The organism is Cryobacterium algoricola (assembly GCF_004402485.1).
Lineage (GTDB): Bacteria > Actinomycetota > Actinomycetes > Actinomycetales > Microbacteriaceae > Cryobacterium > Cryobacterium algoricola.
On sequence record NZ_SOFG01000022.1, the window covers coordinates 32,718 to 55,140 of the forward strand.

Genomic DNA, 22,423 nt, shown 5'->3' on the forward strand with positions numbered 1-22,423 from the left:
ATCGGCCGCCCGCGAGCGGCCCGGAGGGGGCGAGAGGCTACTTCACGCTGCCCGCGGAGAGCCCGGCCCGCCAGAAGCGTTGCAGGCTGAGGAAGGCGATCACGAGCGGGATGACCGACAGCAGCGAACCGGTGATGACCACGTTGTAGTTCGCCTCGCGGGTCTGGGTGTACCAGTTGAAGATGCCGAGGGTGACCGGGTACAGCGATTGGTCGCTCAGCATGATCAGCGGCAGGAAGAAGTTGTTCCAGATGGACACGAAGCTGAACAGGAACACGGTGACGAAGGCCGGCGACATCAGCCGCAGGGCGACGCTGAAGAAGATCCTGATCTCGGAGGCACCGTCGAGCCGGGCGGCCTCCAGTAACTCGTCCGGCATACTCGCGGCCGCGTAGATGCGGCCGAGGTAGACCGCGAAGGGGTTGACGATCGCGGGGATCAGCACCGCCCACACCGTGTTCACGAGGCCGATGCGGGAGAACATCAGGTAGAGCGGCACGGTCAGCAGCGCACTCGGGATGAGCAGGCCGCCGAGGATGGCGCCGAAGATGACCCCACGTCCGCGGAAGTTGTACTTCGCGAGGGCGTAGCCGCAGGCGACACCGAGGAAGGTGGCGAGGAGTCCGCCGATTCCGGCGTAGAGGACCGAGTTGAGCAGCCACCGGCCGAAGAGCCCGTCCTGCTTGGTGAAGACGTCGACGATGTTATCGAACAGGCTGAAGCCGGAGAACCCGAAGCCGTTGGAACTGAACAGCGCGGTGTTGCTTTTCGTCGCGGAGACGATGAGCCACCACACCGGGATCAGGAAGTAGACGGCGGCCAGGGTGAGCACGCCCATGGTGACCATCGCGGTCGACCGGCTGACCCGCAATTCGGCGGAGCCGTTCTGGAAGCGTTCGGTTTTCTGGGGTCTGGTGCGGGTGAGAGTCACTCTGGGTTCCTCATTGCGATGCGGTAGTAGATGATCGAGATCACACCGGCGACGATGGCGAGCAGCACCGAGACGGCGGCCGCGAAGCCGAAGTCGTTCTTGATGAATGCGGCGCCCATGGCGAGCATGGTGGGCACGTAGGAGCTGTCGACCGAGTTGGCGATGACGTGCAGCACCTGCGGTTCGTTGAACAGCTGGATGGTGCCGATGATCGAGTTGATCCCGGTGAGCACGAGTGCCGGGCGCACCTGGGGAACCTTGATCGAGAGAGCGATGCGCCATTCGGAGGCGCCGTCGAGGCGGGCAGCCTCGAACTGGTCCCGCGGGATGGCCTGCAGCGCCGAGAGCATGATCAGCATGTTGTAGCCCATGAACACCCAGGTGGTGATGTTCGCCATCGACCAGAGCACGATCTCCGGAGACAGGAAGTCGAGCGGCACGCCGACCGAATTGCCGAAGGCGACGAACGGGCTCAGTGAGGGCGAATACAGGTACGCCCACAGCACGGCCGCGATCACGCCGGGCACCGCATAGGGCAGGAAGAACAGCACCCGGTAGACGCTGACCCAGCGGGCCGCTGCGGAGTCCAGGAGCAGCGCGAGCACGAGCGCCCCGATCAGCATGACCGGAACCTGGCCGGCGCCGAAGAGCAGGATCCTGCCGAGTGCCGTCCAGAACTCGGAGCTCGAGAGGGCCCTCGTGTAGTTATCGACTCCGACGAAGGTGGTGACCGGTGCGCCGAAGCCGAGACCGCTGGACCGGATCGAGAACAGGCTCTGCCCGATCGAGTAGAGAATCGGCGCGACGTAGACGAAGAGGAAGAGGGCGCCGAACGGCACGATGAAGATGACGATGGCGCTCACGAACTGGTTCGGGCGCCGCCGCCGCAGGGCGGGCACGGAGTCCGTGCCAGCCCTGCGGGTGGTGAGCGTTTCAGTGGACATGGGTCAGTGGGAGGCGGCTGCCTGGATCCCGCGCCCCTTCATGTCGCTCAGGGTGGATGTCTGCAGCGAGGTCATCAGGGCCGGCAGGGTGGTTCCCTTGGTCGCGACCTTGGCCAGGCCATCCGTCAGTGTGGTGTCGGTCGAGGAGTAGGTCGGGCCCCAGGCCCAGCCGACGTTCACGTTGTTCGCCGACTCGCGGAAGATGTCGTTCAGGTTCTGACCGCCGAAGAAGCTGTCCTTCTTGTTCACGACCGCGTAGTCGAGCGCCTTGGTGGCCGCCGGGTAGAGCCCGCCGCCATCCGCTGCGGACAGGATGTTCAGGCTGTCCTCGGAGGAGTTCAGCCAGGTGGCGAAGGCGACCGCCTGCTCGGGGTACTTGCAGCCCTTGAGCACGGCGACCGCGGAGCCGCCGGAGTTGGCGGAGGCAGTCGATCCCTTGACGGTGGGCATCGGGGCGAGCGCCCACTTGCCGGCGGTGTCGCCCACGTTGGCTTCGATCAGGGCGGTGTTCCAGGCCCCGCCCATCATGGTCAGGTACTTGCCGCTGGCCAGCTCGCTGTAGAACCCGGGATCCCAGCGCTTGGTGGTCGCGATGGCGCCGGAGTCGAGCAGGTCCTGCCAGTAGGTGGCCGACGCGGCGCTCGCGCTGTCGTCGATTCCGACCTTCCAGCTGTCGCCGTCGATGGCGAACCAGGAGGAGTCACGCTGCCACGCGTACGCGGCGACAGTGCTCGAGTCATCAGTGGCGAGGTAGCCGAGCGACACGGACGGGTCGGCGGCGTGCACGGTCTTCGCGGCCGTGGCGAACTCGTCCCAGGTCTTCGGCACGGTGATGCCGAACTTCTCGAACAGGTCGGTGCGGTAGTACATCGCCATGGGGCCGGTGTCCTGCGGGATCGCGTAGGTCTGGCCGCCGGGGCTCACCTGCGACCAGGTCCAGTCGAGGAAGGTGTCCTTGACGTCGCCGGTGTACTGGGTGACGTCCATGAGCATGCCGTCGGCGACGAAGCTCGGCACCTGGTCGAGGGTCAGCTGGGCGAGGCAGCCCGCGTTCCCGGCCTGCACGGACGAGCGGATCTTCGGGTAGGCATCCTGGCCGTTCGAGACGGGCGAATACTTGACCTGGGTCTCGGGGTGCGCCTTGTTCCAGATGTCCACGGCCTTGTCTGCCTTCGGCACCCAGCCCATGTAGTCGATCGTGACCGGCCCGGCACTGGCAGTGGTGCCCGCGGCACCGCATCCCGTGAGAAGGGCCAGTACTGCGCTGACGGTCAATGCGCCAGCCAGAGCCTGTGATTTCTTCACTCTCGTGTTCCTTACGTCGTTGTAGTGGTTACGTCCTAGCTCCGTAAGGTTAAGCGTCGCCTATCGACGGTGCCCATAGCAAAAGCGCTCGCGCATATGGACATTTCCACGAAGGCTGACGGGCAGGTGGATGACTCACCTGCGACCTCGATGCGCGCGGTGACCGGCCACAGTGCCACACTTCGTGCGCAGTTCGGCAGAGGTCGTCTCCCCCAATGGACAGAACGACGTTCAGGTGTCCGCGCCGGTTTCGGCAGGCCGCGCCCCTGTCACCCCGCGCCCGCGCCGGTTTCCGCACGCCGCGCCCGCCGTTTCGGGCGCGGCGTGCCGAAACGCGCGCGGGCGCGAGCGGATGCCCGCCGACAGTCGTCAGAACACGAGCAGCGAGAAGCGGTCAGAACGTCAGAACACGACGCCCTAGTCGGCGTCGTCCAGGCGGAAGCCGACCTTGAGCGTCACCTGGAAGTGATCGATCGCGCCGTCCACGACGTGCCCGCGGGTGCCCACCACCTCGAACCAGTCGACGTTGCGCAGCGTCTTGGTCGCACGCTCCAGACCGTTGCGGATGGCCGCATCCGTGCCGTCCGGTGACGTTCCGACAATCTCGGTGACGCGGTAGGTGTGGTTCGTCATGGCGTGATCCCTCCGGCTCGGGCGTGTTCCCCGCCCGCAGCGCCGTCGCCCCGGGTGCTCCGACCCTAGCTCGCAAGGCACGAGTGTTCAACGGCGGATGTCGGACTCCGACTGGTCGGTCGAGCGCGGCACGGTCTTGAGGAAACTCAGAACGGCGGCCGCGGTGACCTCCGACTGCTGGGCCTGGGGGTAGTGGCCGGCGTCGGCGACCATCACGACCGAGCCGTGGAGGGCATCCGCTACGAAACGCGCCTCGGCGGCCGGGTCCTTGAAGTCGGGATCCTTGTCGCCCATGATGACGAGCGTGGGAGCGGTCACCGCGCCGAGCTTCGCCTCCGCGGGGTCGTGGGTGGTCTGCTGGGTCGTGAGCGAGAAGGCCTTGCCGTAGGCCTTGCGCTTCAGGCTCGCGACGACCGCCGTTCGGTACTCCGCGAAATCGTCGGGCTTGCGGCCGGCGTAGAGGGTGGGCATGTAGCTCTTCCACATCGGCGCGATCCAGAGCGGGGCCATCATCACGCGGAACAGCCCGCGGGTGAACGCGTTCGACGGCGGGTTCCGTACGAAGGGGCCGACCAGGACCAGACCGTCGACCTGGGCGGGATGCTCGGCGGCGACGATCACGGCGGCCCCGGCGGCGAGGGAGTTGCCGACGATCACCGCCGGCCGGCCGAGCTGGGCGATCAGGGCCTGGATGTCGCCCGCGGTCTCGACGTCGCCGTAGGCGGAGAAGGACGTGTCGCTGTCGCCGTGCCCGCGGAGGTCGGTGGTGGCCACCGAGTATCCGGCGGCGACAAGCGCCGGGGTCAGGAAGCGGTAGGAGGACCGCAGCTCGCCCATGCCGGGCACGAGCACGAGAAGCGGTCCGGCGCCCTGGAGGTCATAGGCGATGCGCCCCTCGGGGCGGGCGAGGTACTGAGTCGACGAGGCAGAAGCTGCAGTGGAGGAGGTCATGCAGCTACTCTGCATCCCCTTTTGGCTAGTGTCAATAGCCAAATCAGAAAAATGGATGCTTCACCCAGGCCGGTCAGGCCGCGACGCTTGCACGCCGGTCTGGCTATTGACACTAGCCAGAAAGAAGGTCATCCTTAGCCCCATGGAAACAGCATCCGCTTTCGTTCGCAGACGCCTCAGCACCAGAGCCGGAGCACGGACCCGTGCCTAGGGTCGGGCTCACCCGCGACCGGGTGGCGGAAGAAGCGGCCGTGATGGCCGATGAAGTCGGCCTCAACTCGCTCACCCTGGCCGCGCTGGCCACGCGTCTCGGCGTTCGGCAGCCGTCGCTCTACAAGCACATCGATTCGATGGCCGGCCTCCACCGCGACATCGCCGTGCACGCGAAACGCGACATGGGCGAGGTGCTCGCGCGGGCCTCCGTCGGGCGCTCCGGCCCCGACGCCATTTCCGCCATGTCCCGGGCGTACCGGCAGTGGGCGCTGCAGCACCCCGCCCGCTATGAGGCTTCCAACCGGATGCCCGCGCCGGGCGACCTCGAGGACGAAGCCGTGTCGCTCGCGGTCGTCGATCTGATCAGCGACGTGCTCACCGCGTACCACCTCGAGGGCGACGACGCGATCGACGCGATCCGCGCCTTCCGTTCCACCCTGCACGGGTTCATCTCCTTGGAAACCGCCGGGTCCTTCGCCCTTAGCGCAGACATCAACCGGAGCTTCGACCGCCTGGTCCACGGCTTCATCGTGGCCCTCACCCAGTGGACCGATACCACGACCCCGCAGCCCGCCCGGTAACTCACCGCGCAGCCCGCCCGTCAGACCGTCCTGACTAAGGGCCGGGCTGCCGTCACCGCGGTCGCCGCAACCGGATCGGACCCTTCGCCGTCGACGGGTCAACGACAACCCCTCCCTGCGTGATCTCCAGTTCACCCCGCGCGACCATACGGCGTGCGGCGCGTCGGGCCGGTTCCATGAGCTCGCGCCATTCCTCGGCGCCGACCGTCTTCGCCGCCTCGGAGGGGCAGACCGTGGCATCCGTCGCCCGCGCAGCGAGCAGGGTGGCGATGGCCTCCTCCAGCCGAAGGTCGGTCGCGGTGACTCCGTGTGCTCGGCAGGTGGCCGAGCAGTACTTCACCGAATCCCAGTTGTTCGCCCACTTCGCGCGCCACTCCATGCGCCGGCCGCACGACGCGCACGTCTTGTCCGCCCGCTCACCGGCGGCCTCGGAATCGGCCGGTTTGCGCTGTCGGTGGGCCATGCCTTCTATCCTGCTGGACCGAGGGTCTGGTGCGAATTGCAAACGACCGAATGGGGCGAGACAGAGACGAGAATAGGACCCTTATGAACATGGAACCTCGGCGAGCGTGAACTACATCGGCGTCGACCTGGCCTGGGGAGAAGGCACGGCGACCAAACGCGCCAACGAAACCGGCCTGGCGCTGATCGACGCGTCCGGAACCGTGCTCGACGCCGGCTGGGCACGCGGCATCGACGCCGTCGCCGCCTGGGTCATCACGCGCTCGGCCCCCGGCGACGTGATCGCGATCGACGCGCCCCTCGTCGTGGCGAATGCCACCGGCATCCGTGAATGCGAACGCGAGGTCGCCCAGCGCTACAGCCAGTGGCAGGTCTACGCCAACCCCTCCAACCTCGGCCTCCCGTGGCTCGGCGGCGTCACCCTCCGCAAGCGCCTCGAGCAGGCCGGATTCCGCTACACCGACGGCAGCGGGCCGGTCCTCCCCGACGAAGTGCAGTTCTTCGAGTGCTACCCGTACACGACCCTGGTCGGCGCGCCCGAGCTCGGCTACGACGTGGAGCGCCCGCGCTACAAACGCTTCAACCCGGCGCTGCCCTCCCCCGCGGCCCGGCGCGATTTCCGCGCCGCCGAATGCGACGACCTCCTCCAACGGATGCTGCGCCTCACCGACATCCACCCAGCTCTCGACCTCCGCTCCCACCCGACCACCGCGGCCCTGCTCGAGGAACCGTCTCCCCTGAAGGACGCCGCATACAAGCACCGCGAGGATCTCCTCGACGCCACCCTCTGCGCATGGACCGCCGCCCTCTGGGCCCAGTTCGGCACCGAACGATGCCAGGTCCTCGGGACGACCGACTCCCCGGATACCGAGGGGCGCATCCCGGTCATCATCGCGCCCGCTCGCCCCGAGCAACGCCCCGGCGGGTGGGTGGCCCGGCCCAAGCGCTCGAGAGCCGGCGCCCCAGTGGACTAGCGCCCCCAGCGAATGCCGCCCGCACTTCCAAAGGATTCGTCCTGGTCAGCGCCCCGAACCCGCGAGCGCAACAATCGCAGGCCGCGGCTTCTGTCGCTCGGTCCACAGGTCGTAGGCACTCTGCATCCCCAGCCACAACTCGGCGCTGGTGCCGAACAGCAGCCCCAACCGCACGGCCATGTCGGCCGTCACCGCGGAGTGTCCGTGCCGAATCCTGGAGAGCGTGGCACGCGTGACGCCCAGGCGCCGCGCCGCCTCGGCAACGCTCACCTCGCCGAGGTAGTCCTCAAGCAGCGAGCCCGGGTGCGGCGGGTTGTGCATTCCGGTCATGAACCTTCCGCTCCTTCCGTCTTCGATTCTGTCTACAGCCAATCAGTGATAGTCCACGTAATCGAGAAGTTCAACATCCGTGCCATCAAACGAAAAAGTGAGACGCCAATTTCCTGAAACCCAAATCGAATAGTGTGCTTGAACGTCGCGCCCCGACTCCCCCTCGCCTCGCAGCACGTGAGGTCTCCACGACGCCGGGATATCCGCTATCGACACTGCGTTGTCCAATACTGCGAGTAGTCGTTGCAGCCGAGAAGCATGATCCGGGCGGATGCCCGCCTTGCTTCCGGAAAAGAAGAAACGGGCAAGTCCCTTGTGGCGAAACGACTTGATCACAAGCGTATTCTCCCGATATACGCATAGCAAGACCGCACACTGGACGGGTTGATGGAAGGTGGTGCTTTTTGACCGGCGAATTCCCTCAAAGCGTCTCGCTGACCACCGACACTCGATCGTGATCGTTCTCTACGGCCTAGCTCTTGCCCACGGCAACCGTCACCTTGGCCGCTACCTCGCGCTAGGCGTGACCGCGCCCGCGCAGGTTTCCGCAGCCCGCGCCCCGCTTGACCCCGTGCCCGCGCCGGTTTCCGCAGCCCGCGCCCGCCGTTTCGGGCGCGGCGTGCCGAAACGGGTGCGGGCGCCAGCGCGGTCGTCCCGAAGTGGCGCGCCTGGACGGCGCCTCAGCCCGCGTCCTCGCCCGCGACGCCGACGCCTTCGCCACTTCTGCGGCCATCGCCGTTGTCCTCATCGACAACGCCCTCCCCACGGCAGTACGATGAACCTCTGATCCGTCATTTCCCTGACCAGAGGGAGAATCGCAAATGAATCGTGTGATGAAGCGAACGTGGATAAGTTTCACGATTCTGGGAGGCCTCGGGCTTCTCACTGCGATCGTGCTCACGGTGATCGAAGGCGTGAAGTATCGCGTGCGCGAGGAGCAGGGACTCGACCCGATCTATGCGCCCGACTGGGTCGCCATGTCCACCTATGCGGGGCTGTGGCTCTTCGCCCTGGCCGTGATCGCCCTCGCCGTGACGGGCAGTGTCGCGTTGGTGCAGCGCCGACGTCGGCACATCAAAGCGTGAACCTGCCGGGCGGTTCGTCGACGCACTAGTCCGCAGGCAACGTCGGGGCTACTCGCCCCGCGACGTGGCCGCGTTCCGTGCGGCGAGCCGGGCGAAGGCATCCGTCAGTTCCGGCGGGCCGACCACGTCAATGGCGGTGTCGAAGCGGTTCAGGGACGCGGCGAGGGCGATCCAGGACCAGGATCCCGAGGTATACCGACACCTGTCAGGTCCGAGAGCCTCGACCACGCCGTCGCCCGCGAACGGGAGCACGGCACGAGCGGCAAGGTGCAGCTCGACCGTTCCGGTGCACGGCCACGCGTTCGCCTCGGCTGAGCCCTTGAAGTGGGCCGAGGCGTAGCCCTTGGCGTCGCCACCCGGGAGCTCGCGCTGGCCGAAGCGGGGGCCGGTCGGGGTGCGCGGGGTGATCCGGTCGGCGCGGAAGATCCGCCAGTCGTACCGGTCGAGATCCCACGCGACGAGGTACCAGCGGCCGTGGGAGGTGACGAGGTGGTGCGGTTCGACCCGCCGTGGCGGCCTCGGTTCAGCGGCGTCGGCGCCCGGCTCCGCGCTCGCGTAGTCGAACCGGAGCACCTCGCGGGCGCGGACCGCCGCGGAGAGGGCGAGGAGGACATCCGCTGAGACCTGAACGGCGGGGCCCTCGCCCGGGCGCGGGACGGTCGTGAAGTCGAGGGCATCTAGGCGGTGGCGCAGCCGGGACGGCATCACCTGCCGCACCGTGGTGAGCGTCCGCAGGGCCGCCTCCTCGATTCCCGCCCCGGTGACGGTGGCCGTTTGGAGTGCCACGGCCAGCGCGACGACCTGGTCGTCGTCGAAGAGGAGCGGCGGCAGCTCGCTTCCGGCGTCGAGCCGGTAGCCGCCGTCCGGCCCCATGGTCGCCTGGATGCGGTAGCCCAGCTCGCGAAGGCGGTCGACGTCGCGGCGCACCGTGCGGTGGCTGATGTCCAGCCGTTCGGCGAGCAGGGCGCCGGGCCAGTCGCGCCGGGTCTGCAGCAGCGACAGCAGATTCAGCAGCCGCGCGGTGGTCGTCGTCATTCCTCGATCGTAGTTCGAGTAGAGGACCGAAACTGTCCTAGACGGATGTCAGAGTGACCGTTGTCGGGACCCGCCCGGCACCGTTCTCACTAGGAGCAGACATGAGTATCACGACCACCACGCACCTCAACTTCCACGGCGACGCCCGAGCGGCTCTCGAGTTCTACCAGTCCGTCTTCGGCGGCCAGGTCACCATCGCGACGTACGGCGACTTCGGGATGCCCCAGGACGCCCCCGGGGCCGCGAACGTCGTCTTCGGCCAGGTCGAGACCGAGGCCGGCTTCCGGGTGATGGCGTACGACATCCCCGGCCAGGCAGGCGACTCGGCCACCGCAGCACGCCCGGCCGGCTCGACCCGCCGCGAGAACGGCGTCACCCTCACTGACCAGCCGTTCTTCGTCTCCGTCCGCGGCGACGCCCTCGACGAAATCCAGGGCTACTGGGCCGCGCTCTCGGCCGGGGCCTCCATCGTGGAGCCGCTCGCGGCATCCGCCTGGAGCCCCGGATTCGGCATGCTCACCGACGCGTTCGGCGTGACCTGGATTCTCGACGTGGCCGCCGCGTACACCGCCTAATAGGCGGGACGCGACGACCCGTGGCGGGTGACCACGGCAGCTGTCAGAGGACGTCGCGAGCCGGGCGGCTTCGGGCGATTCCGACCAGCACAAGTGCGGCCGCTGCAGCCGTGAGGGTGACCCCGGCGACGGTGACGCCGGTTTGGAACGCGGCCGCCTGGTCCGCGCTCCAGGCCGGTGCTGAGATGGTGCCGGTGAAGAGCGCCGCGAGAATGGTGCCGGTCACCGCGATCCCGACCCCGGTGGCGACCTGGCTCGACGTGTCGACGAGGGCGGCGCCGATTGTGGTGCGGTTCTTCGGCAGGCCCCGCATAACGTTCGTGCCGGCGACCACGCCGACCACGCGCATCCCTGCTGCGACGAGCACGAGGGAAAGGGCGACCCAGACGTAGCCGAAGCGACTCCCGGCCGCGAAGACGGCGAGGCCGAGCACGACCGCTGCCGCACTCATCCAGGCTGCGCGGTTCATCCCGAATCTGGCGACGAAGGGGCCGACGAGGCGGCCGCCGCCGAGCAGCACGATGACCTGGGGAAGCATGCCGATTGCGGCCAGGGCCGGCGGCCAGCCCCAGGCGAACTGGAGCTGCAGGGTCACCATGTAGCTGAGGCCGGAGATCGCGAGGCCCGACGCGGCCTTGTAGGCGAGTCCGCTGGAGACGAGGGGCAGGGCGATGAGGTGCAGGTCCAGAAGGGGATACCGGGCCATGCGCTCGCGGACGACGAACAGGATCGCCGCGATCACGGCACCGCCCGTTGCCGCCCAGGGGGTCCAGCAACCGGCGCCCTCCCCCACGAACAGCGTCGGGGCCACGATCGCCAGCACGATAGTGGCGGTGCCGAGAAGGGCTCCCGCGATGTCCAGCGGGTCGCGGTGGAGTTCGGCGGGAAGGTCCTGGGCGATGCCGATCCGGATGCCGACAAAGGCCAGCACAGCAATCGGCACGTTGATCAGCAGCAGCACCTGCCACGGCGCGACGGCGAGGATGAAGCCGCCGACGGTCGGGCCGATCGCCAGGCCCACCAGCCCGACCGTGGAGATGAGGGTGATCGCGCGGACGCGCAGGTTCTCGTCGTCGAAGAGCCGGAACGCCAGTGCCATCGAGCCCGGGGTGGTCATGGCCGCGGCGATGCCCATGGCGACCCGCACTGCGATGAGCTGTTCGGTCGTCGTGACGAGGGCGGTGGCCAGGCTCGCGAGACCCAGCACCGACAGCCCGATCAGCATCACCCGGCGGCGGCCGAACCGGTCGGCGATGGCGCTGAACAGCAGCATCAGCCCGCCGAAGACGACCGCATACGCGCCCGTGACCCACTGCAGTGCGGTGGTCGACGCGTCCAGTTCGCGCCCGATGGTGGGGAGCGCGACGTTGAGGATCGAGTTGTCGAGCATCTCGAACAGGAACACCGCGGACAACCCGGCGAGCGCCACGGCGGCGGCCCTCAGGGTCTGCGGGCGGTGGCGATCCGGTGAGACGCGGGAATCATCGGTCGGGTTCGGTAGCTCATTCTGGTTGCTCATATCCATCTCTCCACGTGGGGAGAAGTGGCTGCTCGATGAGCAACGTATGAGCGCGGGCAGAGCCCCGCGGTTTTACTTCCGGTGCAGCCAGACTAGCGAGCCGCGTTCGGGAATGACAACTCGACGTATCAGCGGTGACGCCCCATCGGCCCGGTCTTCCGCCTCGCCGCGCCGAGCTTCCGATTCGCAAAGGGGCGCGCGCCGAACGTGAGCACGAAGTGGTCGATGAGAGCGGCCTCAACCTCCTCGGGATCCTCGACTCCCGTCTCCAGCCAGGCAACGAGCAGCTCCGCGCTGCCGGCGAGCTGCCACACGTAGCGGCCTCCCCAGTGCCCCACCTTCTCGCCCGCGCCGTGCCGCCGATACTCGGTCAGCCGCTTCCGCAGACCCCGTTTGCCCTTCGCCCCGGCGCCGGCCTTCCCGATATAGAGCACGGATGCCGCGTCGAGCCACGCCTCCGCCAGGAGCGCATTCGACACGGTCGGGTTGCGCTCCTTGAACCTCCCGGCCGGGCTCGTCTCGAGGAAGTACGGGCTCCGATCATCGGCACGGAGGACCAGGTAGACGCCCGGCGCTGCCGGCAGGGTCGCAGCCGCGAGATCCGCGAACCGCACGAAGCCCGTGAAGCCCGCGTTTTCGAGCCCGAGTCGCGTCCAGTCCATCTCCCCAGTCTGGCGCATCGCTCACCGCGCGCCCGCCGGGCGTGGCCTGGCCTCCGGGACGCCCGCGCGCCGCAGCCCCGAAACCGCCGAGCTCTCCGGCAGATGGGATGCACGACCTGAGAGACTGGACACCATCATGAGGACTCTCCTGAACATCATCTGGTTCGTGCTCTCGGGCTTCTGGCTGTTCCTCGGCTATATGCTGGCCGCGCTGATCATGTTCGTGCTCATCATCACCATCCCCTGGGGAATCGCCGCCGCCCGCATCGGCGTCTACGCGCTCTGGCCGTTCGGCAAGACCGTCGTCTCCACGCCGAACGCGGGTCTCGGGTCGTTCCTCGGCAACGTGCTCTGGGTGGTGCTGGTCGGCTGGTGGATCGCCCTGACCCACCTCACCACCGGGATCGCGCTCTGCATCACGATCATCGGCATCCCCATGGGGATCGCCAACTTCAAGCTGATCCCGGTCGCACTCCTGCCGCTCGGCAAGGAGATCGTCGACCTGCCGTAGTTCTCACCGGTGGCGCGGGAGACACCCCCTCGAGCGGATGCATTTTGCAATCCGCCGCCTACACGAGGCAAAGCTTGTACCAGTGACTCAATCCCTCTGACGCCTGCGATCGACTAGGGCCGCGAACACTGAAAGGCTCTCTTGATTGAAGGGAACCATCCCTCGCCCCTCCGGTTAGTGCTGTGGATTCTCGGCAGCCTCCTTGCCGTTATGAGTGCGATCAGCCTGATTGCCGTGCAGTGGTCGCTAACTGACGACTGGTGGATCTGCGTAAGTTTCTCCGTCTTCGCCGCGCGTGGCTCACGATCGCGGCCGCCAGCCACCGAAGTTCGTCGCGCCCGGACAAGTCCTGCTTGTCGGCCGCCGGCGGCGCCGGGAAGCACCGCACGCTCCAGGGCCGAGCCGCTGCTCCCCGTTGGTAGGCGGCGAGCGCCAGCCAGACCCGGTCGCCCACAGCGAAGTGCGCCACGCCTGCGCCGACCAACACCACGCTGCCTGCGCCATTCTGTCCGGGCACAACCCCCTCAAGCGTGGGTGACTCGCCGGGTACTGAGCCGCGGCGCGATTTCCAATCGGTAGGGTTCACCCCGCTGACCACGATCCGCACCGGCAGCTCTCGGGCTCCGGATCGATCACTGGCCGATCGGCGTTCTGGAGCACGGACGCCCGTTTTCGGGAACACGCTGTCGGCTGTCCACCTCAGACTGGGTACCGGGAGAAAAAACCTACCCCGAATCGAAATCCTTGACTGGGAAGAAGTCGACAGCCGCATGCAGGGAAAGTGTCCCGAGACTTCTTCCGATGCATAGTGCGACGTTGCAGCGGGCTGAATTTCGCCGCAGCGAAATACTAGTTGTTGTCGGAGGGCGCTTGGGAGATCGCATCCAGTGCACACGGCCTGCGGCGTTAAACTACCTTGGGGGTCTTAGAGGAATCGCCCGACCACCGCCGCCGACTGCCCAGAAAGCGTGCACCGCACTTTGCGACCTGTCCTCGACGAGATTGGAATCATATGGTTTACGCCGCGCTAAGCAGTGAATTTTTGCGGCAATCCGCCCTCCGTAACCGCACATTGCGTCGCGCTAGCTTAGCCACGTTCAAAGAAGCGACAGAGTGAACGCGGCCTCAATCGCTCAGACATCCGGTGCCTTCACATATGTCGATCTGTTCGCGGGCTGCGGCGGCCTCTCATTGGGTTTGAGAAGGGCCGGCGGTACGCACGTAATGGCCGTCGAGAAGTCGCCGATGGCGAGCGAGACGTATTTCAAGAACCAACTGAACCGCAGCAATTTTGAGTGGCGAAAGCATCTGGAGCGCGGCGTAACTGAGCAGGGCGCCCACGGTCTGATAGTTGGCACAGTCGAATCCCTACTTGATGACGCCGCGACGATGAGCCGGATGGCTCACGCTCAACTCGACCTCGTTGCTGGGGGGCCACCCTGCCAGGGCTTCTCTCTGGCCGGCCGACGCAGGTCAAGCGATCCACGAAACCAACTTGCCTGGCAGTTTCTTCGCTTCGTTGATGCAACGAACCCGCGTTTCGTCATCATTGAGAACGTCGTCGGCATGCACCGCAAGTTCCACGCCACTAGCAGCCAATCTCCATTCGACAGCCTTCGAAAGGCATTGGCGGAACAAGGGACGAAGGGCTATCGCGTGCAGGGCGTACTTGTCAATGCGAAACACTACGGTGCGCCTCAAAGCCGACCCCGCATGATGCTGATTGGAGTTCGTGAGGACGTGGCGCAAGAACTCGGCGTTGTTCCCTCAACATCCATTCTGGAATCTGGATTCTCCGACGAGTCTCCCTTCGTTGCCAAGTCTCTTCTTCCCCGAGGCCGAGTCATTAGGAACGAAGTCCGCACCGTTGCTGAGGCGATAGGCGATTTGGACCCTGGCATCGACCACATGGAACGATTGGGGCCGAAAACGGGATACATTGAAGAAATCTCCGATTCAGCTCGCTGGCATCTCACTGCGGCCGACGTGCGCTCAGACGGGCGAGAGGCCCGACGAGCAAACACTGAGCTTCGGAGCCACCGGCCATCGACTGTTCAACTCTTTCGCCTCTTGAAGATACTTAAGCGCTATCAGGCTGTGGCCGCAGCGAGGAAAGCGAAGATGGGCGACTTCACCGATGAGGCCTCCGCGCCTCTTCGGGAAATAATGGCCCGCATCGATTTCCCGGTCAGCTCTCCCGATGGGATTTTGAAAGCCGAGAACGAGGCCGCCTTCTTTCAGCTTATTCGAGACCACTTGACTCTCAAGCACTCGCAGACGGTACTTGATTGGACTGAACCTTCGCGAACCGTTGTCACGATTCCAGACGACTATATCCATCCGCTACTCCCTCGGACTTTTTCCGTCCGAGAGCTCGCGCGCCTCCAGGGGTTCCCCGATGCGTTCGAGTTCTACGGCAAAGTGACTACCGGCGGTGAGAGCAGACGAGTCGACGTTCCCCAATATTCTCAGGTTGGAAATGCGGTTTCACCCTTCGTTGGGACAGCCCTTGGAAGCATGGTTAGCGGGTATGTGAAGAAACTCGCCGTCGGCACGTTTCCTGTTGTCGAATCTCCCGACATCGATCCTTTAACGGCTGGACTGCAACCAACGGGAGATGGTGCACCCGAACACCCAAACGCCTATCTTGCGTAGGGCGGGACTGCTGTCGGTCTAATTGCCTCCTGATTTCTGAGCATTTCGTTTCTCACGTAAGGATGTTCATCGCGCCAAAGGATCTCTCCCTCGACTTCCATCGTGACGTCGTTGCAGTCGCCCGAAGAACGAGACCCCCTCGCGCGGGTCGCGAAAGACCTCGGGACCTTGGAGTCACGTCTGAACGCTGGCTGAAACTGGCCAATATCGAGGACGGCAACCGCTCAGGCGCCACTCAGGCCGATGCTGCTGAGCTGCGGGAGGCGAGAGTGAGAACCTGCACCGGCACCGGGATGCCTCGTGTCAGGCGTCGCCCCGTACCTCCTGAACCGCCGCGCGCACCCAACCTACTCGACCCTCAAGCGTCTAGTGGCCGCGATCGATCGTGATGCGAGGAAGCCGCGGCCGGTAGTCCCGGCGCCCTCGACCCGCAAACGCGTCAGTCCGTTCGTCTTCCGCGACACCACGCCCGACGTCAATGTTCGCGATGCCTTCCACTACGCACGCAATATGGAAGGCATTTGATGTTCACCAGCCTCGATCGCGTCAAGGTCCGGGCCCTGCCTGTCACGCATGTTGCGACCAGATTGGATGAACTCATACAGGACGAAGCCAGCGACACCCTCACCCCACGAGCAGCTCTACCTCACAGGCTTCGATGATTCATTTGAGCCCCGGCGCCTCAACAAGGTCGACAACCTCGCCCGTCAGGCCACGTTCCCGATCCCATACACGACCACGGCGAGATCGACTAACGTGACGGGCACGGCATCACTCTGGTTCGGATACGCCGTAATGCCGCCCACGACTGGAGCTTCGATCCGACGAACCTGCTGATCGTCTAGCCTGCCGGCGACAGGAAGACAGATCTCGCCTGCGCTCTAGCATTCGGCGCCTGCCAAAGCGAACACTCCGTGGCCTACCTCCGGATGGGTAACCCCGCCCGTCATCGCCGGAGGCAAAAGCATGGCGCGCCAAAGACTCAACGACCTCTCCAACATCGACCGGCTCCTCATCTGCGGCTTCTCACCGTCCGCATAGACAGCGATTTCGGCTGCGACCTCTTCGCTATCCTCGCCAATTGCGAAACGGGCTGCTGACGATGATCGCCCCAGTCCGAACCCATGCACTGGGTTGACGAGCTGCCCGACTGAGTCGCTGCAGACTCGATCGTGAGCCGCCTTTCCAACTATTCCCGAGTCGTCGACCTCGGCCAGATCCACATGCGTCGACACCGCAATGACCGAGCCCCCGCCAGAACGATTACTGGGAGGTATCCCCAGCGGCCCCCGCACCCAGCCCGGGTCGCTACCACCTCGCCAGAACCGCGCCACTAACTGCGCGGACCGCCACTACCAACGAGCGCTGCTCGCCAGAGCGCTCGTCTTGCCTAGGTTCGTTCGCGCGGTACCCTCGTTCAGCCTTGTTTCGGGCCGTCGTCGTAGCCAGCGTGATGCGTATCGCTCTCCTCGACCAACTTGTAGAACGGTTTTCCCCGGATGAAACTGCCGCTGTAGCCGAGAGACTTATAGAGGGCTTCATGCGTTTGGAGTCCACCGATCCTTGTACTGGCCGCTACGGGCAATCCGGTAATTCCCAACCGCGTCAATTCGACATCGGTGACATTCGGGACCTTATGAATGAACCAAGTCAGCAGAGGTTGCCCATAGTTCTGAGTAGACGTACGAAAATGCGACAAGTACTGAGAGGCAAGCACAGTGCCGAAGCCGAACTGACGGCCCTGAAGCATCAGGGACATTAGAACCGGGAATTCATATTCCATTATATTCGTGGCCTCGTCGACCAGGAGGAACGAGCTGAGCTGCCTGATCTGCGGGTCTGTACCCAGAAACGGAAACTTCTTTGATCGGAGCATGTAGTCGTAGTACATATTCAGAAAGAGAATCACCAAGGCGTTCTTGGTTTTCTGATCGACGCCCAGACGATCGATTGCAACGACCAAGACTCGGTCGCCAATCAGCGAGTCGAAGTCCAACAACTCGGTCGGATCGTCGCTGAAGATTTCACCGTAAACAAAAACGTCCAGAATCGCCGTCACCGAGTCAGCCGAGACTTCTGAGCCATAGGCTTCCGCGAGCTGAGCGATAGTGGGCGGTCGTCCTCCCTGTGAGGCAAAGATGTCCGCGGTCAGTCGCGCAATTCGGGCCTTCTGAATCGGCCCTACTCCACCGTAGATCTTTGAAATTACGTCGGAGAACTGTTGCCCCTTCTGAAAGGCCGCCAGTTTTGTATACTCGCCCGACAATGCAAAAACGTTGAGTGGGATCTTGTTAGGCAGGAGGACCTTGGCTCCGACGCGCTTGACAAACGTATCTTCCTGATAGTCCCGCTTGTAGTCCAGAATCAAGAAATTTAGTGGGTTCTGTTGCGTGCGCTGCGCATGAAAACGAAGCTCGGAGACTACCGTCTTCAAGAGTTCAGTCTTTCCAGTACCGAGGTCACCGACTACGCCGATATTCATTTGGTTCAGCGCCGTATTGCCCGGCCAGAAGTCTGCGCTCGCGGCACCGATTGAATCGATCAGTCGACCCACCGCGAACTTCACCCCTAAAGAGGCTGCTTCATTTGGCACGACTACAACCGAGCTCTTGGACGACTCAGTACTCGACTCATCGGTGGAATCAGTATTTGCGGGAGGTCGGGTCGGTACTAGCTCAGCGTTAATACGATCAGGCCCAGAAGGAATACCACGTGTCGCGAGTGCTTCGCCCCCAGATCGAGGAGAGCCGTGCCTCGCCTCAATCGGCGGCACTGGAGGAACAAGGTCGTTCTGGGGGCCCACGTCAGAGGCTCTCGATGACGGTTCGTCGTCTACCTGCATCGCCCATGAGATCAAATCGGCCCACTGGCCAGCCATCTTTGAGTGCGAGCTGCCGATTGAGCCGAAGGTCGTACCCACATCAGCTATGAGTGCTCCGAAACAATCGAGCCCATCTCGGTTTAGATCCACGTGCGTTTTGAACTTCTCCCCCTCGGTCGTCTCGGCGTTGAATTGGAAGTAGCTGGCAATTGGCTTGCCGATACGAATTGGGAGCTGACCGTCAACTGCAGCTTGGAGACGGGCCAGCAATCGCCCGGTGGATCGTGCTCCACTTGGCTGAAGTCGGCTGCCGGCCTCTAGCATTGTCGCCAGCGCGTTATCCCACAGAATGCTGTCGGGGCCTTGGCCGTTTTCGCGAACCAAAGCGGAGTGCGTCGCCACTCTCTTCAGAAGCGTCTGCGTCGCAGCCAGCTGGGCCACACTCTCCTTTAGGGCTGCACCTTCCGGGCCTGGCAGATGGTCGGTATCGGACGAGGGCGCACCCATCAACCCGTGCAACTTGATTTCGATCGGCGCAACAGTCACACCGGATTCGTCGACGCGTACGACCAAGAGATCAGCTCGGCGAGTGGACTCATTTGGTGTAGCACCGCCGGCGAGCCCTCGGAGGAAGGAGTCCGTGGCATCGATGGGCAGTACGAATTGTTCGGCTCCACGGGGATCGATGGTGTCCATGAGGGAAAACGCGAGATAGAAGCCAAGTGCTCCAGCCGCGTGGGTGCCGCCAATCGCTAGAAGCGTCGATAACCCAACTCCCCTCGCGCCAAGCTTGGCCATAATCGCCATGATCGTCTGATCGTCGACCTCCCCACCGTGTGCCTTCTCTACAAGAATCCGTAGCTGGGCTCGGAAACTATCGGGGATTCTAGCGACCGACACGTGGGGACGGCGCTCCAGCACCGGCGTTCCGTCCGACCGGTCCAGGAAGGGTGGTTGCCATTCCCAAAGCATTTGCGACCCAGACCCGGTACTTTCGATGAGATTTGCGAGGGCACTTGGTCCCATGAGACCTTCACCTGATACGGTCCAGTCGGCAGTGATATCCAGAAGGGCAGTCTGCAATAACTTCGACCGAAGATGTGGCCTTAGAGAAGCCCCTTCGACGTTAGTTAACGCCGCGGCGAAGGGACCCCACCCGGCGTGGCGATCGACCGCTGGAAGGGAAACCGCATATGGAGCGTTTGCGACAGGCGCTCCATGTGCTTCAAACCGACGCAGCGGCACGCGCCCCACTACACCCTGGTTAGGACAGGCGCCATTGCCAGCCTCCAGCCGCACGCCAGAGTCTTGCAAGAGCCTTACGTTGCATGTCTTGGATTGTTCCCCGGGTTTGCGGAGATAGCGGGTCCAGCTGAACGGTATATCTTCAGCCGCACGGGCGAGCTTCGTGACTGCCTCTCTTGGCACGTCTCCGACCCTGTCCACAGAGTCCCATACGCGAACACCGCCGCCTAAGCGCTTGACCTTTCCGGCAGACCAAGTTTCGACTGCAGTCAGAACGGCCGAATCCACCTCTCTCAATCGCGTCATGGGGTGGGACGCCGCTAGGTCCACTGTCAGAGTGGAAACGTGTGGATGCATGCTCATGTAGCTCTTTAGCGCTGTCGCTGCTGCATTCGAATTCAGTCCACTAACGGCATTCCCAGGGGCAGGGAAACCCCCAATTTGCAGGGGCGCGCTCAGCGCTTGGTATCCGTTGATGGAGCACTGGACGAGCATGGACCACCCCAAAAAGACTTGACCTTCGCCACTGTCCGTGGGCAGTGCAATCAACCGACCGTTGTCCGTCTCGCTGGGCCCAATAAATGGGAAATTCCATCCTTCGACCGTCCCCGCAAGGAGCGTCGCAATTCGGGAATGCCACAAGGTGGACTCTGCCGCCGCCAGCCATGAGAGGCGCAGGGGATGCAGCGGGCTCAGCAGAACGGCCTGACACACTCCAGTCTGGGAGTTCCACGCGCTTACTCCGAATGGATAAGTGGCCCAGAACACGCCGTGCGGATCTCCGATTTCCGCTGCCAAGGCCATAAGCGCCGAGTAGGCATTCAGATAGTTTTCCAGCTCGGCCCGACCGTCATCCCAAAGGTAGCGCCAAGACGTTCGGGACGGCCACTCGTGATTCGTTGATTCGCCGTCGCTGAAGTCCACGCATTGCGCTACTCCAAGCTTGACAAACGAGCTTCGAAAGTTGTCCGCTTCCGGTGAATTCAGCAGTGCTTTCGGAACTGCAAATCCTGTGACCAGGCCAATATCTGCAATTGCCGGGTCCATAAGCACACCCGACTCGTCGAAACCTATCTGGCCGAATCGAATCTCACGGTCCTCAGGCACGACCACATGCCCCAGTGCCTGAAGCCAGCTCCTCGAAACGACATGACCCGCTGCAAGTACCTCGTATTGACCTTGAAGCGATGCAAGAGTGTCCTGAGCCGGAGCCGTGGCAGAGACAGTCTGGTTCTCAATGGCAGCGACAACAGGGGAACGAAATAGTCCCGCTGAGCTGGTTGAACTGATCACATAGGACGCGTCGCCGATTGCAAATGAAGAAGATGGTTGAGGCAAGACAGAGACGAGGTGGATCCGCTCACGAGCCTTCATGAGAGGAGCTGCCACCCCTTCGAACGTCACGCGCTCGCGGCCCGTGGTGGTCCACAACACGACTAGATGCATGGCTTTGGCGTCGTCAAACGTGCCCACATGTCGATCCTCATCGACATATTCGGCCGTCGACAGATCGTACTTGTCTTGGCCAAGATATGCGGGGCGCCCAATACTGGACTTACCGATTTTCATGTGAAAGAGACCGCTGCCTACCGGCGGTAGCAATACGACCTCGCACGAGCTCGAAGTGTCAACGACGCCCGCCAGAGAATCTGCACTATCGAGGACAAACAGCACACGCGACGAGATCACCGCTTTCGTGAAAACGATCTTCCCTAATTCGCGCACGAATCGCCCACGGGCCCAAAGCTTGCCATCAGCATCAACTTCGAGTGTTCCTTGCCAGGACAACTTGGCCTTGACCAGTCGCACAGTTGCCGCAGAGGCAGTCAGAGCGCTTGGGCTAACGGCCGCGAGGAGCGGTATCTGAATCCGCACTTCTTCGGAGACCGAGGACGCGCCGACCGACGACTCGCTAACAAATGAGGACTGCAGGATGAACGGACCGAGATGCGGCTGTCCTCCGGCAGTCAAGTCCTGTCCCTCCGGCCCGAAAATCGACAAGAATCGAGTCTGGGTTTCGCTGCTCAGAGGGTCGAAAAATTGTCTCTCAGTGAGTTGGGAAAAGGCCTCAAGACCACCGTCGATCTGACCTTCAAGGTGATGGATCATGGCGATGAGCTGATTGCCGTGTGCTGCATTCGTCTGGTCGAATCCGGACCATTCGAGTTTCGCTAGGGGATGATTCTGCCCCTTTGGTGTATCGGGATGATGATCAAGCTGTTGAACAGTCATTTCAATCGTCGCCGCACTGGACCACCACAGCGACAATGCCTCTACAATCGCCTTCCCTGCCGCCTTACCGCCGAGTAGAGAGGTTCCGGCGACCGGAGATGGGAGAGCGAAACACGCGTAGGTGTACCGCTTGAAGAGGTCATCTAGCGTGAGGGCCGCGCCAAGATACACCTTCGACACTGTCAGATGGGCCAGCAGTTCTAGACCAAGCGCCACATGATCGAACCAATACGCATTCCATCCGCGGGCACCCTGTCCTAGTTCCCGATACGCCTCCTGTAACTGACGGAAGCAGGAGGCAAGTCGATCAGCGGCAACTGATTTGTCGCAGGTTTGGTCGAGAGGCAACCCCGCTGCGGAAATCAGAGTGTCAATCGCCGCGAGCGCCAGCGATCTCAAGGCCGCCTTCTGCCCGTCCCCGTCCGGATAAGACTCGTTGAGCACGGGTCTATATGCCTGACGGAAGGAAGCAAGATCCGGATTGCGTCCAGTAACAATCGCTAGGCGGTCTGAGTTACGGTAGGCGATCGCCGTTTGCGATGTCACTCGGATGCACGTCAAATCTCTGGTGTCTTCAACCGGCGCAATGATGATCGCGTACGGCGGATGGGTGGGCCTGATCAAATTAGCTGCCTTCGCAATTGCCACGGCAATTTCTTCGCCCGTACCGTCCGGCAAGTAGACCGCGCCCAGCCCATCGGTCTCGGTAAGGCACAAGGCCAAGGCATGCCCGAGGATCTCCTCGTTCATATATCTCGT

The 22,423-nt window shown here is 63.8% G+C and carries 20 protein-coding genes; 7 read left to right on the forward strand and 13 right to left on the reverse strand.

All coding sequences use genetic code 11. The annotated features are described in order from the left end of the window. Positions 1 to 37: 37 nt before the first annotated feature. The 5 genes from E3O44_RS15700 to E3O44_RS15720 form a co-directional block, all read right to left on the reverse strand. Entirely contained in the window at positions 38 to 931 is an 894-nt protein-coding gene (locus E3O44_RS15700; RefSeq protein ID WP_241976375.1) for a carbohydrate ABC transporter permease, read from the reverse strand. Continuing rightward, the gene (locus E3O44_RS15705) at positions 928 to 1,875 is read right to left on the reverse strand and encodes a carbohydrate ABC transporter permease (protein ID WP_134535720.1); all 948 of its coding nucleotides are present in this window, start codon (positions 1,873 to 1,875) and stop codon (positions 928 to 930) included. Before E3O44_RS15705 ends, E3O44_RS15700 begins: the two co-directional genes overlap by 4 nt. Before the next feature lie 3 nt (positions 1,876 to 1,878). Next, positions 1,879 to 3,180: an ABC transporter substrate-binding protein gene (locus tag E3O44_RS15710; protein WP_134535721.1), complete on the reverse strand. Its 1,302-nt coding sequence runs from the start codon at positions 3,178 to 3,180 to the stop codon at positions 1,879 to 1,881. A gap of 417 nt (positions 3,181 to 3,597) precedes the next feature. Further along, positions 3,598 to 3,813 (reverse strand): dodecin, encoded by a 216-nt coding sequence (locus tag E3O44_RS15715; protein WP_134535722.1) that lies wholly within the window; start codon positions 3,811 to 3,813, stop codon positions 3,598 to 3,600. A gap of 87 nt (positions 3,814 to 3,900) precedes the next feature. After that, positions 3,901 to 4,764: an alpha/beta fold hydrolase gene (locus tag E3O44_RS15720; protein WP_134535723.1), complete on the reverse strand. Its 864-nt coding sequence runs from the start codon at positions 4,762 to 4,764 to the stop codon at positions 3,901 to 3,903. 203 nt (positions 4,765 to 4,967) lie between these two features. Between E3O44_RS15720 and E3O44_RS15725 the strand changes: the two genes are divergently transcribed. Then, the gene (locus E3O44_RS15725; RefSeq protein ID WP_134535724.1) at positions 4,968 to 5,558 is read left to right on the forward strand and encodes a TetR/AcrR family transcriptional regulator; all 591 of its coding nucleotides are present in this window, start codon (positions 4,968 to 4,970) and stop codon (positions 5,556 to 5,558) included. 52 nt (positions 5,559 to 5,610) lie between these two features. Here the strand turns inward: E3O44_RS15725 and E3O44_RS15730 are convergent, their stop codons facing one another. After that, a complete protein-coding gene (locus tag E3O44_RS15730; RefSeq protein WP_134535725.1) occupies positions 5,611 to 6,021 on the reverse strand; it encodes a DUF2256 and DUF3253 domain-containing protein in 411 nt (136 codons plus the stop codon). A 106-nt stretch (positions 6,022 to 6,127) separates the two neighbouring features. Here E3O44_RS15730 and E3O44_RS15735 point away from each other — a divergent pair, with 106 nt between their 5' ends. Next, the gene (locus E3O44_RS15735) at positions 6,128 to 6,994 is read left to right on the forward strand and encodes a DUF429 domain-containing protein (protein ID WP_134535726.1); all 867 of its coding nucleotides are present in this window, start codon (positions 6,128 to 6,130) and stop codon (positions 6,992 to 6,994) included. Between the two features lie 45 nt (positions 6,995 to 7,039). Here E3O44_RS15735 and E3O44_RS15740 read toward each other — a convergent pair whose 3' ends face one another. Together E3O44_RS15740 and E3O44_RS15745 are read right to left on the reverse strand one after the other, a co-directional pair. Further along, positions 7,040 to 7,324 carry a HigA family addiction module antitoxin gene (locus E3O44_RS15740; RefSeq protein ID WP_134535727.1) on the reverse strand — a complete coding sequence of 95 codons (285 nt, stop codon included), beginning with the start codon at positions 7,322 to 7,324 and terminating at the stop codon, positions 7,040 to 7,042. A 42-nt stretch (positions 7,325 to 7,366) separates the two neighbouring features. Further along, positions 7,367 to 7,660, reverse strand: a complete 294-nt coding sequence (locus E3O44_RS15745; protein WP_134535728.1) for a type II toxin-antitoxin system RelE/ParE family toxin — start codon at positions 7,658 to 7,660, stop codon at positions 7,367 to 7,369. A gap of 497 nt (positions 7,661 to 8,157) precedes the next feature. On the opposite strand from E3O44_RS15745, the gene E3O44_RS15755 reads away from it, so the two are divergent. Continuing rightward, positions 8,158 to 8,409 (forward strand): hypothetical protein, encoded by a 252-nt coding sequence (locus tag E3O44_RS15755; protein ID WP_134535729.1) that lies wholly within the window; start codon positions 8,158 to 8,160, stop codon positions 8,407 to 8,409. 48 nt (positions 8,410 to 8,457) lie between these two features. Here the strand turns inward: E3O44_RS15755 and E3O44_RS15760 are convergent, their stop codons facing one another. Next, positions 8,458 to 9,444: a helix-turn-helix transcriptional regulator gene (locus E3O44_RS15760; protein ID WP_134535730.1), complete on the reverse strand. Its 987-nt coding sequence runs from the start codon at positions 9,442 to 9,444 to the stop codon at positions 8,458 to 8,460. Positions 9,445 to 9,545: 101 nt separating this feature from the next. Here E3O44_RS15760 and E3O44_RS15765 point away from each other — a divergent pair, with 101 nt between their 5' ends. Next, on the forward strand, positions 9,546 to 10,019 hold the full coding sequence (locus E3O44_RS15765) for a VOC family protein (protein WP_134535731.1): 474 nt from the start codon (positions 9,546 to 9,548) through the stop codon (positions 10,017 to 10,019). A 43-nt stretch (positions 10,020 to 10,062) separates the two neighbouring features. Here the strand turns inward: E3O44_RS15765 and E3O44_RS15770 are convergent, their stop codons facing one another. Both E3O44_RS15770 and E3O44_RS15775 read right to left on the reverse strand, forming a co-directional pair. Continuing rightward, positions 10,063 to 11,538: an MFS transporter gene (locus E3O44_RS15770; protein WP_134535732.1), complete on the reverse strand. Its 1,476-nt coding sequence runs from the start codon at positions 11,536 to 11,538 to the stop codon at positions 10,063 to 10,065. 128 nt (positions 11,539 to 11,666) lie between these two features. Next, complete coding sequence (locus E3O44_RS15775) at positions 11,667 to 12,200, reverse strand: hypothetical protein (RefSeq protein ID WP_134535733.1); 534 nt, start codon at positions 12,198 to 12,200, stop codon at positions 11,667 to 11,669. Positions 12,201 to 12,336: 136 nt separating this feature from the next. Between E3O44_RS15775 and E3O44_RS15780 the strand changes: the two genes are divergently transcribed. Beyond that, positions 12,337 to 12,711, forward strand: a complete 375-nt coding sequence (locus E3O44_RS15780; RefSeq protein ID WP_134535734.1) for a YccF domain-containing protein — start codon at positions 12,337 to 12,339, stop codon at positions 12,709 to 12,711. A 220-nt stretch (positions 12,712 to 12,931) separates the two neighbouring features. On the opposite strand, the gene E3O44_RS15785 is transcribed toward E3O44_RS15780, so the two are convergent. Further along, positions 12,932 to 13,483, reverse strand: coding sequence for an alcohol dehydrogenase catalytic domain-containing protein (locus E3O44_RS15785; RefSeq protein WP_174775093.1), 552 nt, complete (start codon positions 13,481 to 13,483; stop codon positions 12,932 to 12,934). A 341-nt stretch (positions 13,484 to 13,824) separates the two neighbouring features. Here E3O44_RS15785 and E3O44_RS15790 point away from each other — a divergent pair, with 341 nt between their 5' ends. Beyond that, positions 13,825 to 15,366, forward strand: a complete 1,542-nt coding sequence (locus tag E3O44_RS15790; RefSeq protein ID WP_134535735.1) for a DNA cytosine methyltransferase — start codon at positions 13,825 to 13,827, stop codon at positions 15,364 to 15,366. 300 nt (positions 15,367 to 15,666) lie between these two features. Next, positions 15,667 to 15,891: a hypothetical protein gene (locus tag E3O44_RS15795; RefSeq protein WP_134535736.1), complete on the forward strand. Its 225-nt coding sequence runs from the start codon at positions 15,667 to 15,669 to the stop codon at positions 15,889 to 15,891. A gap of 892 nt (positions 15,892 to 16,783) precedes the next feature. Here the strand turns inward: E3O44_RS15795 and E3O44_RS15805 are convergent. After that, positions 16,784 to 22,414: an ATP-binding protein gene (locus E3O44_RS15805; protein WP_134535737.1), complete on the reverse strand. Its 5,631-nt coding sequence runs from the start codon at positions 22,412 to 22,414 to the stop codon at positions 16,784 to 16,786. Between the last annotated feature and the right edge of the window lie 9 nt (positions 22,415 to 22,423).